This window comes from Streptomyces sp. EDA2-14, from assembly GCF_054963755.1.
This window is the reverse complement of the sequence record NZ_JBUEGE010000017.1, coordinates 1-14,356: the sequence shown is the minus strand read 5'-3', so window position 1 is coordinate 14,356 and position 14,356 is coordinate 1. Positions and strand designations below refer to the sequence as shown.

The window sequence follows — 14,356 nt, the reverse complement described above, 5'->3', positions numbered from 1 at the left end:
ACGCCCCTCACCAGGCAAGATCATGAGTGCAGTTGAGGGACCAACAGCGCGAAGAGACTGAAGAGACCGACGGGGAAGGGGGCTGAGCCGACGTGACGGAACCGCTGGAGAAGCGCCTGGAGAAGGCGATGGTCGAGCTCCAGGAGGCCCAGGAGGCGATCGCGCGCACCGAGCGCGAGCTGCGGCAGGCATCGTTCTCGGTGCTCTCCTCCGACCGCGCGGTCCGCGCCACCGTGGGCCCCCAGGGCGAACTGACCGGGATCGAGTTCCTGGAGAACAAGCACCGCGACATGTCGCCCCAGGAGCTGGCCGCCAGCGTCCTGGAGGCGTCGAGCGCGGCCCGCATCAAGATGAACCGGCATGTCATGAAGGCGATGGCGCCGTTCGCCGAGCCGAGCAGCAACCTGCCGGAGCTGAAGGGCTTCGAGCTGGACTGGGAGCGGATCTTCGGCCCCGAGGTGCTGCGCGACGACGACGAGGACACGGCACGCGACGACACCCGGGCCACGCCCGCCTGGCGGGACGCGCTCGACGAGGACGGGGAGGACTGACGATGGGACAGCGGTACTACGTCGACCCGCAGCGCATCGAAGCCTGCACGGGCCAGCTCGAGGAGATCTCCACGCTCGTCCGGAGCATGACCGAGGAATTCCTCGACGGTCTGGCCCCTACGGTGAACTGGCCCGGCCACGAGGGCGAGTTCGCGGAGAAGGCCAAGCCGCAGGAGCAGAAGGAGCGGCAGACCACCAAGGACACCATGATGTCCATCCGGGACGCCCTGGTGGGCATCACGGACTCCACGCTCAGCCAGGTCGAGATGATGAAGCGCACCCGCGACCAGAACATCGAGGACGTCGAGCGGGGCAACAGCCGGATCGAGACCGAGGGACTCGGCGACGACGTCGGCGTCGATGTCGACGGTGTCGGGAACCGTGGTCACCACTGACGCACGCCGCACCGGCCGCTCCCGCCTCCCGGCGGCAGCGGCCGCTCCGGCCTGCCCGTACGACCCCGCGGGCGGACCCCGGTGAGCATCAAGGCCTCGCCCGAGGTCAACGCGATGATCTTCATCCTCACCGGAGAGAAGCTCATCGACGCCGACGAGGATCTCGCCTACGACAGCCGTCAGCCCTACTCGGGCCTCGGCCGGAAGGTCGACCGGCTGTCGTCGCTGATCGACAAGTCGGTCCACGACATCTCCGAGGCCATGCCGGACGACCTGGCCAAGTCGTACGCCAGGGCGATGGGCACGCTCACCGACGACAACGGCAAGAACTATCTGCGCCAGTTCGCCGAGCAGCTCGACAAGATCGCCGAGGGACGGCGCAAGACCTCCATGGACATCATGGAGTCCAAGTGGCAGGTGATCGCCGAGATCATCCGGCTGCTCATCGAGATCGCCATCTATCTCGCGATGTCGTTCTTCACCGGCGGCGCCTCGGCCAGCCAGATCATGATGGCCAAGCTGCGCAGCCGCTTCATGATCCTCACCACGCTCAGTCATCTGCTGCAGCGGCTGCACATCGCGCCGTCGCTGACGGAGGCGTTCGCCGAGGCGTTCACCACGTTCGCGGTGCGCCTGGCGATGATGAACTTCGCGCCCAACAACCGCCGCCCGGACGGCTTCGACTGGAACCAGATCCTCAAGGACGGCGCGTTCGGAGCCGCCGCCGGAGGCCTCACCAGCATCTTCGACAAGTTCGCGCACAACATCGTCAAGAGCTACGACAGCACGTTCCTCAAGGACAGCCCGGACCTCGACTTCAAGCCCGGTCCGAACCTGAAGAACGACCTCGGTCCCGACCTCAAGGACCACACTCCGGGCCCCAACCTGAAGCCGAACGACCCCGGTCCCGGCCCCGACCCCGATCCGAAGCCGAAGCCCACACCGACCCCTGAGCCCACGCCCACCCCGACGCCCACGCCCACTCCGGTGCCGGGCGGCTCCGGCATCACCCGCAATCCGCCGTCCCTGCTGCACAACAACTCGCTGTCGTTCCTCAACAACCCGAACCTGTGGCGCAACAGCACCATCCTGCGCGACAACGCGGACAACCTGCGCGGCCTCGCCGGGCACTACGGGCTCAAGACGACGGCCGACTTCGTCGCGGCCGGTGCCGGTGAGGCGCTCGCGGAGATCTTCATCAGGGGCGTGTTCGACGGCGAGTGGACCACCAGCTGGTCCACCTTCGTCGGCGCGGGTGTCAGCAGCAAGGTCGAGTCCTCGCTCACCTCGACCGCCCTGAACGGCGGCGCCGAACTGCGCAACACCATCGACACCATGCGTACGCCGCCGACCGTCAGCGGCGGCGAGAACGGCTCCACGCGCTCCGTCGACGGCGACGGCCGCCCGCATACCGAAAGCGGGGGCGGCAACAACGGCCCCGGCTCCACGCAGTCCCCACCCACTGGCCAGGAGAGCCCCGCCCAGAACCAGGCGTCCGGCAACGAGTCCGCGTTCACGGACAGCCCGCCGCCGTACACACCCATGGACCCGCCGCCGTACACGCCGTTCGCGCCCTCGGTGTCCGCCAACGAGAGCCACCTGTGGCAGCAGGTGCTCAACGGTCCGGCCGACGTACGCCAGCAGGCGCTGGACGACCTTGGCGCACTGCGCGGCACGCCGCCGCCCGGCGGCACCGAGATCGGGGTGCGCGACGGTCTGAACCACAACCTGTCGCAGGTCCCCGAGGTCCGGGTGGTGTCCCCGGGCGGCCCCACTGCGCAGGCCGACATCGACCATGTCCGCGGTGCCCTCGACGGGTTCGGTACGCCGGTCACGGTGGACACCCCCGGGGGAGTGGACCACAACGACCAGCCCAGCACGCTGCCGGGCCAGGCCGGCGGCTCCACGTCCGGCACGGGCCCCACCTCCTCGACGACGCCCGGCGCCGGGCCGTCGAACACGCCGGGCGGCAACAACGGCGCCACCGGCCAGGACGCCTCGACAACCCCGAACCCCGACCCGGCCGCTTCAACGGCCCCGGACCCCGACACGTCGACGGTCCCCGACCCGGCCGCCTCAACGGCGCACAACCCCGACACGTCGAACGTGCCCGGCACGGACACGTCCGGGGCGTCCGGCTCCGACCTGTCGACGGCGCCGGGTTCCGACACGTCGAACGTGCCCGGTCGGGATGGCGTGACGGGGGACCTCCCCGACACGTCGAACGTGCCCGGCACGGACACGTCCGGGGCGTCCGGCTCCGACCTGTCGACGGCGCCGGGTTCCGATGCGTCTGACGTGCCCGGTCGGGATGGCGTGACGGGGGACCTCCCAGACACGGCGAACGTGCCCGGTACGGATACGTCCGAGCTGTCCGGCTCCGATCTGTCGACGGTGCCGGGTACCGACACGTTGAACGTGCCCGGCACGGACAGTGCGGCAGGGAGCGGCCCCGAGATCTCCGAGGGGCCCGGCGCTGGTACGTCCACGCCGCCGACGCCCGACGGCTCGCCCGTACCGGACTCCCACACGTCCCACGCGCCCGGTACGAACGACTCGACCGGATTCGGCTCCGACACCTCCGACGCGCCCAGTACGTCGAAGCCCCCCGGTGCCGCTCCCTCGACGTCGTCCGACCCCGAGATCTCGACCCGGCCCGACCCGGACGGCTCGACCGCGCACGACCCCAACACGTCTAGCACACCCAGTGACACAACCGAGAACGGACCCGCACCAGCTGTCCCGCCGGTGCCGGGCGCACCGGCCGCGCCCGGTACCGGCACCGGAACCAACGCCGCGCCCGCGCCCGGCTCCAACAGCTCCGCCAATCCCGTGGGCGCCACCGGCCCCCGGCCCGGCGCCACCGCCCCGCCGCAGGGCACCCGCACGAACCTCGACGGCACGCCGCCCGCCGCGGGCCCGCAGACTTCGCCGCCCCCGGAGGCCACCACCTCTTCTGGCACGGACACTTCCCCGGAGACCACCACCTCTTCCGGGACGGACACTTCCCCGGAGGCCACCACGCCTCCCGAGACCACCACGCCCCCGAATACCGGCAGCACGCTGGACACCACCTCGTCTGCCGACATCATCACGTCCGCGGACACGACGACGGCTCCGGATCTCACCACGTCCCCGGACGTCTCCAACACGCCCGACAGCAGCGTCAACCCGGGCCCCGACGGACGTCGCGCCACCCCACCGCCTGCCGACACGGTCACCCCGCCGAGGGTGAACACCACCGGGTCGTACACCGGAGGCGACGGCACCGTACGGACCGAGTCCACGCCCGGGACGGACCCGGCAGTCCAGGCGTCGCCGCTGACGATCGTCGTCTCGCAGACTCCTCCGCCGTCGGCGGGCACCCCCGAGGCGGCCGCCGTCCTGGACGGCGCCGGAACCGACCGCGCCGTCGTCTTCGGGCCGGGTGTCACCCCGGACGGCACCGGTCGCCCTGCGCGCTCCGCCGTGGAACTGACCCGCGTCGGACCGGGCGCCCCCGTCCAGGTCCGCCCGCTCGCCGGCCCGCCGCCCGCCGCGCACCCGGACGCCACCACCGACACCGAGTTCCCCGGCGCGGACGTACTGCTGCCGCTCGCCGACGCCCTCGGCCCGGCCCCGTCGACGACCCGCCCCGCCACCGAGTCCGGCCGCCCCACCGAGGAGGCCACCGACCTGCACCTGGAGTCGGGCCACGGCACGGGCGTACACGCTCCGGGCCCCGGCGGCGGACGCGGTCGCGGTACCGGCGCCACCCCACCGCCGCCGGCGAAGATCGTCGTACGGCCCGTCGCCCAGAGCGCGACCACCCCGGCCGAACCGGTCGTCACCACCCTGGACGGACAGACGGTTCCGGTCGCCCAACTGCGGCGCTGGATGCCCGAGTCGACCGTTCACCCCCGGCCGGGACAGGCCGTGCAGACGCTGACGATCTCGCAGAGCCCGACCGAGGACGGCACACCGCTCAGTGAGCGCCGGGCCGAACTCCTCGGCCAGGAGGACTTCCGCGGGGTGCGCACCACGTCCGGCCCGGAGGACACCTCCCGCACCGTGTTCACCGGCCCGCCCACCGCGCTCCCCGGCTCCGGCACCGAGCGCGGAGCCGACTACTTCGCCGGGCACGGCACGCCCCGTACGGTCACACTCGGCACCGACGACTCGGCGCACCCCAGCGTCAAGGTCAGCGGTGTGCAGCTCGGCGAAGTCCTCAAGTCCTGGTCGCAGGACGGGCAGCAGGACCGGCCAGTGGTCCTGTTCTCCTGCGAGACCGGACGGCAGCCCGCGGTGGCCGGACTGCCCGTCGCCCAGCACGTCGCCAACCGCACCGGACGCCCGGTGTACGCGCCGACCACCGAGGTTGGTACCGCCCGCGACCGCGACGGCAACGTACGCGCGGTGCTCACCGAGGGCGCGGAAGGACCGGGCCGCTGGCGGCTGTTCACCCCCGAGCCCGCCGGTGCCACCCTCGACCAACTGGCCCGCGAGGCGGGCCTGCACCGCGGCCCGGAACCGGCCGACGCCTTCGCCCGCGCCCGTACCCTCCAGCAGGTCCGCACGCTGCGCGACGCGCTCGGCCCGGACGCCGAACAGCGCCCGGAGAACCGCGCGCTGCTGTCCGGGCTCGCCTACGCCGACGCCCTGCGCTGGCACAGCCCGCAGAGCGCGGCCCGCTACGGCGACGGCCGGATGACTCCGGACCTGCTGAACCGCATGGTCACCGACCGGCTCCGCACGACCGGCGGCACCCTCACCGACCCAACGGCCGGCCCCACCGTCGAGCAGTACACCGAGTTCCTCCACGCGGCCGCCGAATTGCGTGCGAACACCGGACCCGACACCACTCTCGACGCGCTGCTCCCGCCGCCCCCCACCGAACTGCCGCCGAGCACGCTGGTCTCGCCCGACGACGTCCGCGGCCTCGACTACGCGCCGTCCGCGCGCGTCACCTGGTCGCTCTCCCACGAGCCGCTGCCACTGTCCGAGCTGTCCCTCAGCTCCGAGGACACCGCTGAACTGCTGCGTCGCAGACCCGACCTGGCCCCCGCGCCGAGTCGCCCGGAGAGCCTCGCCGACAACGTGGCCCTGTTCAGCAAGAGTCCGACGACGCCCGATCCGACCAACACCGTCCACGCGGACGGCCGTTCGCTGGTCCGGCTGGACACCCGCGCCGACGGCGACTGCCTCTTCCGGTCCCTGCTCGACAGCGCGCGCGGTCAGGACATCCCGCCCGCCTGGGCCGCGCGCAACGTCGCAGGGCTGCGCGGCCTGCTGCGCGACCGGATCGCCGGCTCCGAACTCGTCGCCACGGCCTCCGCCATGACGCCCGACCCGGTGCTCTCCGTCGTGGACGATCTGCACATGACCGCCATCGCAGGGGTCACGGACCCGACCGAGCAGGCGCGGATCACCGAGCGCTGGAACCGGATCGCGGACCAGGTCGTCACCGACGGCGATCCCGACCAGTGGCAGCAGATCCTGAAGGAGAGCGGCTATCCGCAGCTCGCCGAGTTGGCGCCCACGCCCGGCGACGCGCGGCGGATCGGCACCGAGGGGCTGATCGCCGCGGCGGCCGAACGGACGGGCCTGTGGTCCTCGCCCTTCGGCGACCTGCTTCCGCACGCACTGGCGCACACCCTCGACGTCGACCTGCGAGTGGTCCAGCCCGACCGGCACGGGGCGCCGGGCGCCACCTTCGTCACCCGGCTCAACCCGGGCGGTGGCAACGGCATCCTGCACCTGGCGTACAACGGCAGGGACCACTTCGACGCCCTGATCCCGGCCTCCGCACCGCTGACGACGACCGGGACGACGCCGGTCACCACCGGAACCACCCCGGTGACCACGGAGACGACGCCCGACACGACCGCCACGTCCGAGACCGAGTCCGACACCGACGGCTCCGACCCGTTCGGCGAGTGGCTGCGCGGCATGGGCGGGGTCACCGACGTCTTCGGCACCGACACCACGCCCAAGGACAGCGGCGAGACGGTCCCGCTGGAGACCCAGCTCGACCGGCACCGCCCGGCACGCCTCATGACCGGGCCGGACGCCACCCCGCCGGGCCCGGCCCCGCGCACCGTCACCTTCGACGACGGCAGCCGACTGCCCACCGTGCTGATCAGCCCGGACGCCGACCCGAACGACAAGAGCACGGAAGGCGCCACCGGCACCAGGACACCGGCCGTCCGCACCGGACTCTTCACCGGTCCGGGCACGCTCGCCCTGCGCTCGCCCGAGCTGGCGGCCCGGCAGATCCTCGACGGACTGCCGCCGAATCTGCGCTCCCAGTTCGACGAGGCCGAACTGTTGCGGCTGCTCGCCGAACAACCCAGCGCTTTCACCGCACCCCGAGGCGCCCGCTTCGTGGGCCGCGAGAAGTCCGGCGTCGGCCATGAGCTGACCGTCGAGGCCATCCCGTACCACCGCTGGGAACGGTTCAGCGACATCGACGGCGGCACCACGCGCCTCGACACCATGCGGCGCGGCCAGTCCGGTACGGGCGGCGGACGCAGTGCCGGCATGGGCCGCCGGATCGCCGGTGCGCTGAGCATGGGCCCGCCGCTCAACTGGCTGCTGAAGATCGGTGTCTCGCTGGGCTGGACCCGCAGGACCGACTTCTCGCTGGGCACCCAGGGCTTCCACCAGTCCGAGTACCGGGCCTTCGAGGGCTCGCATCTGCACCTGGACGACGTGCACTACCGGGTGCGGGTGGAGCGTGTCACCGAGGCCCCGAAGCCCACCGGCCCGACCACCGGTGACCGCTCCGGCGGCAACCGCGCCCCCAACTGGCGGCGCACGCCCGTGCACACCGCCGAGTTCGCCATGCGGGACGGCCTGAGCTGGCGGCTGCCCGACGACCTCACCATCCCGTACGAGGGCACCCGGCGCGCGCCCGAGACACTGACCTTCCCGGACGGCGTCGCGCCGCGGATGACCGACACCACCGGCCTGCATCTGACGGACCCGCCGGAGGACCTGGCCCTCGCCATCTCCGGTGCCCGGCCCGGCAGTTCGGCGCACCGCACGCTCGTCTCCTACGTCCGGCCTGGACGGCTGCTCGGACTGTTCGGGCGGCTCGCGGGGCCGGTCAGCAGCCCCGAGCTGACCCGGGGGAGCGGACACCATCCGCTGGGCCACCTGATCGTGGAGCGGTCGGTGCCGCACCGCGCCACGCTCGTCGCCGAGTCGGTCAAGGCGGAGGTGCGCGACCTCACCCAGACCACGTACCAGAACCAGCGCGGCCACGTCCGCGACACCCGCTTCGGTGTCCAGGTCACCTCCGGTCCCAACCACAGCTTCGTCGGCCCCGACGTGGACGTACGCGTCCAGGGCGGGCCCCAGGTCCGCTCGGACCTGAGCACCGGGCGCGGCCACTACTACGGTGCCGACGCGGCCCGCAAGGTCACCGGCCGTGTCCGCAACCACCCGGTCGCGCTGTACCGGGTGGAGCGCACCCTCATGGTGCGCAAGGCCGGCCAACCCGCTTCCGCCGCCCAGCCGGTGCGCGTGGTCAGCCTGGACTGGATGTCCACCCAGGACGCGCGGCGGCTGGCGGGCTGGGACAGCCGCACGCCCGGCCAAGCAGGACCGAACCCGGACGCCGAGCCGCCCGTGCCGTGGTACCTCACCCGCGAGGACCCGGTGCACCTCGGCGGCCAGGTCCGCGCCGAGGGCTTCCGCCCGGACCACCCGCAGAACTCCGCACCGAACCCCAACCCGGAACTGGCCACGGACCCGCCCCCGAAGGCGACGACGGACGTCACCCCGGACCCTGAGACGACGACGGATCAGAACACGTCGACGGCCCCTAAGACGACGACGGCCCTTAAGACGACGACCGATCCGAAGGCGACCACGGACGTCACCACGGATTCGAGCACGACGCCGCAGGACCCGAACGCGACGACGGACCCGAACCGGAACCAGGACCCCATGCGGGTCTTCGCCGACACGGTCCTGGACACGCTGCACCAGTCGTACCCGTCACTGTTCGTCCCGCCACTGATGCTGCGTCACCCGCGCCTGGCCAAGCTCTGGTACGGCGACGGCCGGATGCGCACCGCGCTGCACAACGACCGCCAGGTGCGCGAGGCGCTGAACCGCCCGACCCTGGCGCAGAGCCTGGACGACCTGACCACCACCGGAGTGCCCGTCACCCTCACCGAGGACGGCAAGGTGCGCCGCGGTCACCACACGGTGATCCTGCGGGCCCGGCTCACCGACCGCCGGTTCGAGACCACCATGAGCGAGCGCTCCCTTCGCAACGCGGTGATCGGCACCGAGGTGTCCGGCCAGGGCGAGCAGGCCTCCAGCACTCTCTCCGGAGGCGTCGAACTGGGCATCTCGCCCCGCGACCACACCCCCGTGCCCGGCACCACGTCACTGGCTCAGATCGGCAACGTCACCCTCGGCGCCCGCTACGGCAGGACCGACCAGACGGCCACCCGGAGCACGTCCGCGGTCACCCACGACAACCTGGCATTCCAGAGCACCTCCGACCTGTACAGCTACCGCGTCGACCTGGGAGCCACGTTCGAGGGTCACCGCCGCCCGCGCGGCTGGACCCGTCTCGCCACGGCCGGCCTGCTCGGCGGCGGCATCTTCGTCAGCAAGGTCACCGAACGCCCGCTGTTCGACAACGGCAGCGCGAGCGTGGGCCGCGTCGAGCTGGCCGTGCCCTCCTCCCACGGATCCGACCGGTACGCCCCCACCGACCCGGCGACCGACCCCGCTACCGGCAGCCCGGCCACCACGCCGTCGCCGACCCCGTCCCCGCAGCGGCTCTCCAGCGTCGAGGCCGACCAACTCCTCGACGGTGAAAGCCCCTTGCCGCACACCGGCAGCGCCGACCGGGACCTGACCCGCAAGCTCCTGAAGTCCCCGCACATCGTCCTCAGCACCGAGGGCGGCGGCCCGCGCACCCGGCTCATGCAGGACACCGCCGATCGCGCCTCCGGCACCACCTGGCACGTCAGCGCCCCCGGCGCCCCCGTGCGCACCGCACTGCGCCGCGCGATGGCCAACCTGAGCATCGCCGGTCAACTCGGCCAGTACCTGGGCCCGTTCGGCTCCCGGATCACCGGACTGAACGGCGCGGGACCGCTGCGCACGCACTACCTGAAGGCCGCGGTCCGCGGCGAGCTGACCAACGTACGCGTCAAGAGCGACCCGAAGGCCGGCAGCCTGGAGGTCACCCTCGGCAACGAGCACCGCATCCTCGGCAGCTCCGGCGCGACGACGCGGGCCACCGTCGGCCTCCAGGGCAGCGACATCCCCTATCAGCACACCCCCGGCCACCAGGGCGTGACCGGCACGTACCAGACGGCCCTCCAGTACGCCTGGGGCAAGGGCCGCAGCATCTCGCAGACCGTCTCCCGCGGCCGCAGCACCACCGTCAGCTACGCGGGCCGGATGTATCTGCTGGCCGCCGACGCCACCGAGACCGTCGCCGTACGGGACCGGTGGACCGCCGCGATGGGCACGATCGGCACCCGCGCCGGCACCGCGCTCAGCTCCGCCGCCGGACGGATCTCCGGCCGCCTCGGGCAGAGCCTCGCCCCGCGCAAGGCCGCCGCCGCGCTCCAGCGCATCAAGGACGCGGTCATGCTGCACCTGCCGATGCAGGACGCCATCGAGGCCGGACTCGCCCCGGACGGGCTGAGCACCAACACCCCGCGCAACCTCGGCGGCGGCTACCGCGTCCCCGCGTTCCTGCGCGGCCGCCGCTTCCCCACCCACCCCAGCGGCCAGCTCGACGCCGGGCACGCAGCACACCAACTGCTGCCCCGCCTGGAGAAGATCGGCGTGCCCTCGCACGACCGCGAGCAGGTGCTCCAGCGGCTCTCCCCGGACTTCCTCCGCGCCCATCTGCACGAGCTGACCACCGACGGAATGACCCTGCCGGTCCGCTACCGCTCCTGGTCGAGCCCGCACCACCTGGTCGTCGGTGGAAGCCCCGGCCAGGTGAAGTTCAAGCTGACCCCGGTCACCACCACCGTCGAACGGCTGCGCACCGGATACGAGTTGGAGGACTACCGGAACAACGCGCGCGACAACGCCGACGCCACCGTCCAGGACCGCGGCGGCGACGCGACCCTCGGCGTCGGCGAGCGCATGGGCGGCGGCCCCCTGCTCGCCGGACCCGCGGTCCAGGGCACCGCCACCCAGCAGCAGGCCACCACCCGTACCCGCACCGCGGGCAACACGGCGATGCCGAACATCGCCACCACGCAGGCGCACGCCGAGATCGTCACCGACTACATCCTGACCGTCACCATGACCGACGAGGCGGGGCAGCGGCTCTCGCCGCGCGCCGTGTCCCACGTCGGCGAGCTGCACGAGATCGCCCCGGCCAGTCTGCTCACCCCGGAGGGCGACGGATCCGACGGCGCGCTCACCGAGGGCAGCGTGCCCGAGCCGGAGCGTGCGGTGCGGATGAAGACCCCCGAGCAGGCCCGCCCGGACGGCATCGCCGCATGGCGCACCGCACCCGCGGGCAACACCCCCGGCACGTCCGACGTTCTGCCCTTCGACGACCGGATCGGCTCCGGCATCCTCGCCGTCGACATCCGCGGCGCGGCCAATGTGCAGGACGCCCTGACCCTCGCCACCGCCCGCGCCGACGGCTTCGGCGACAACGACCCCGGCAAACTGCACACCGGCAACGTCCTCGACGAGCGGCTGCGCATGGCCCGCCTCACCCCGCTCACCGGTCCGGGCACCGCCGCCGCGCAGGCCCAGTACGAGGCCACCACCCAGGGCGGGCTGACCGCCGGTTTCCGCGAGGCGCTCGGCGCCCACGGCTCGCAGCTGCCGAGCCAGGCCTCCGCCCGCCTCTTCGGCCAGTCCCACACCGCCGACTCGCGCCTGTACGCGAAGATGCACCGCACCGGCGCCCGACTCCTCGCCGTCGAGAACAAGCCGCGCATGGAGGCCATGCAGCGGGCGAAGACCTCCAACGCCGACGAGACCGGTGTCACCGACAACGTCGAAGGCGCCATGGGCACCGGCCCCATATTCAGCACCACCGCCGCGGGCCTGGTCATTCCCGGCACCACGGTTCCGTTCGGCGGCAGCAACGACACCAACGCGCTCCGCGGCGCCAACGACACCACCCTCGGCACCCACCTCAAGGTGGTCACCGACCGCAGCATGCTCTTCGCCGTGCCGGTGAGCTGGCTGTCGGTCGCCGAAGCGGACCACCGGCTCACCGACAGCCGCCCGTTGCAGGCGCTCGGCAAGCCGGTCCGTGGCCCGCGCGCCGCCGAGGCGGAGACCACCGCCCTGGTCTGGCTGCGCGAGGACATCGCCCGTGACTACGGCCTGCTGGACGACACCTCGTTCCCCGACGAGGTCGGCACCGCCTGGGACACCATGTCCGACGCGGCGGGCGACCTCGCCAAGGCCGAGACGAACTACTACGACGCCCGCGCCCGTGCCCGCGAGACCTGGCTCGGCCTGAGCCCGGACGAACAGGCCGCGCTCGGCGACGGAGACCCCGACCGGCCGACCGTCCTGCCGAAGACCCTCGCCGAGTCCCCGGCCGTGACCGCCTGGCAGGCCGCCCGTGACGACGTCCGACTCTGGCAGGAGCGCGTCGACACCGCGGCCAAGGACCACCACCGGCTGCACCTCGCCGCATCCCGGCTCACCGCCCACCACCAGGGTTCGACCGCCGTCCCCGTACCGGACCGTCCGCAGGAGTACACCGAGCCGACGTGGCGCTCCGAGGCCCCCGACCCGTACACGGTCACGGACGCCGAGGGTGACACCCCGCGCACCCTCACCTCTCCGGGCGGCGCCACGGTGCGCGAGGTGCACGACATGCCGCACGACGGCGCCTCGTTCTTCCACGCGCTGCTCGCCACCGCCGACGCGCACGGCCGGCTGCCGCACCTGCTCGGCACCGACCTCGCCGAGCGGTTCACGCGCACCCCCGGCGACCCGAACGTCACCGCCGAAGCCGTCGGCGCCGCCCGCGACCGGCTCGCCACCGCACTGGGCGACAACGGCAACGAGGACCTGCTCGACGCGCTCGCACTGGATGCCGCCGACACCTTCACGCAGGCCGAACTCGACGCCGCCGGAGTGGAGTTCACCCCGGCCCAGCAGGCCGAGTTCGACGCGCTCGGACGGCTGCCGCAGACCTTCTGGCCGACGCCCGCACAGCGCGTCGCCCTGGCCGTCTCGGCGCTGGCCCGCCCGTTCGCCATCGAGCCGACGCCGGACACGGACACCACCGCCCGGCCGGACGGCGAGCAGACTCCGCCGCAGCGCATCGCCGGCGACCACGGCGGCGCCGACCTGCTGCCCGCGCTCGCCGCCCGCGTCCTGGGCACCCCGCTGACTGTCGTCACCGGCGAGGGCCGCGACCAGCTGTTCCTGCCGCACGGCGGCGACCCGGCGGCCGTCGACCCGGTCAACGACCCGGTCCTGTTCACCACCGACGGCTTCTTCCACGCCACCCTGGTGCCCGGCACACCGGCGCCGGTCGCCACGCCGCTGCCGACGCCCGGGTCGACGACCGGCACCGCGGCGCGTACGGAGTCCACCGGTACGAACACGACCGCGGACCGGGCCGCGAAGCCGACCCCGCACCGCAGCCACGACACCCCGCCCTGGTCGCCGCCGACCGACCTGAGCGGCCCGCGCTACCGCCTCGACCGCGACGGCGTCCTCACCGCACCCGACGGCGCCACGTACACCCAGGGCCGGCCCACCGGCCACGGCAACGGCTTCTTCGGCGCGCTCACCACGGCTCTCCAGCACGCCGCCGCCCACCCGGGCACGGAGCGCCACGAAGCGGCCCGGCTGCGCGTCCGCGCCACGGTGCCGGCCGCGCAACTGATGCGGATGAACGGCCTCCCGGGCAAGCCGGACGAGCGCTCCTCGCTCTTCTCGCCGCCGCCACTCCAGCAGGCGCCGAACACACCGGCGCCCAGTCAGTACGCCCGCGACGGCCACCTGCGCCGCCACCTCGCCGAGGCTCCCTGGAAGCACGAGGCGGACCGCGCGGTGGCCGAATGGGCTGCCGCCGCGACCGGCACCACGGTCACCCTCATCGAGGAGAACGGCACCGCGCACACCTACGCGGGCCCGTCCTCCGACAGCACCCACATCCGGCTCCGCCGCCGCGGCGGAGACTTCGTACCGTTGCTCGAACGCACCCCGGCGCCGAAGCCGACGACTTCGGAGACGGACGAGGCGTATGAGCTGGACACGATGTCGGGTACCGGCCCCACCACGGACGCCACACCCGACACGGCCACCGGTCCGACGGCCGACACCCCGCCGCGCGACATCGAGTTCACCAACCTCGACGACTCGGATCAGCGCTACCGCGACAAGGCGGAGCGGATCATCGACCTGTTGGCTCGGCACGGCACGATCAGCGACTACGTCGGCGGCCGC

The 14,356-nt window shown here is 72.9% G+C and carries 3 protein-coding genes; all 3 read left to right on the top strand.

The window, feature by feature from the left end:
* The first annotated feature begins 92 nt into the window (after positions 1 to 92).
* Positions 93 to 551 carry a YbaB/EbfC family nucleoid-associated protein gene (locus tag ACY34M_RS31050; protein WP_462721823.1) on the top strand — a complete coding sequence of 153 codons (459 nt, stop codon included), beginning with the start codon at positions 93 to 95 and terminating at the stop codon, positions 549 to 551.
* 2 nt (positions 552 to 553) lie between these two features.
* On the top strand, positions 554 to 946 hold the full coding sequence (locus ACY34M_RS31045; protein WP_462721824.1) for a hypothetical protein: 393 nt from the start codon (positions 554 to 556) through the stop codon (positions 944 to 946).
* A gap of 81 nt (positions 947 to 1,027) precedes the next feature.
* The coding region (locus ACY34M_RS31040) for a WXG100-like domain-containing protein (protein ID WP_462721825.1) at positions 1,028 to 14,356 on the top strand (13,329 nt) is incomplete at its 3' end.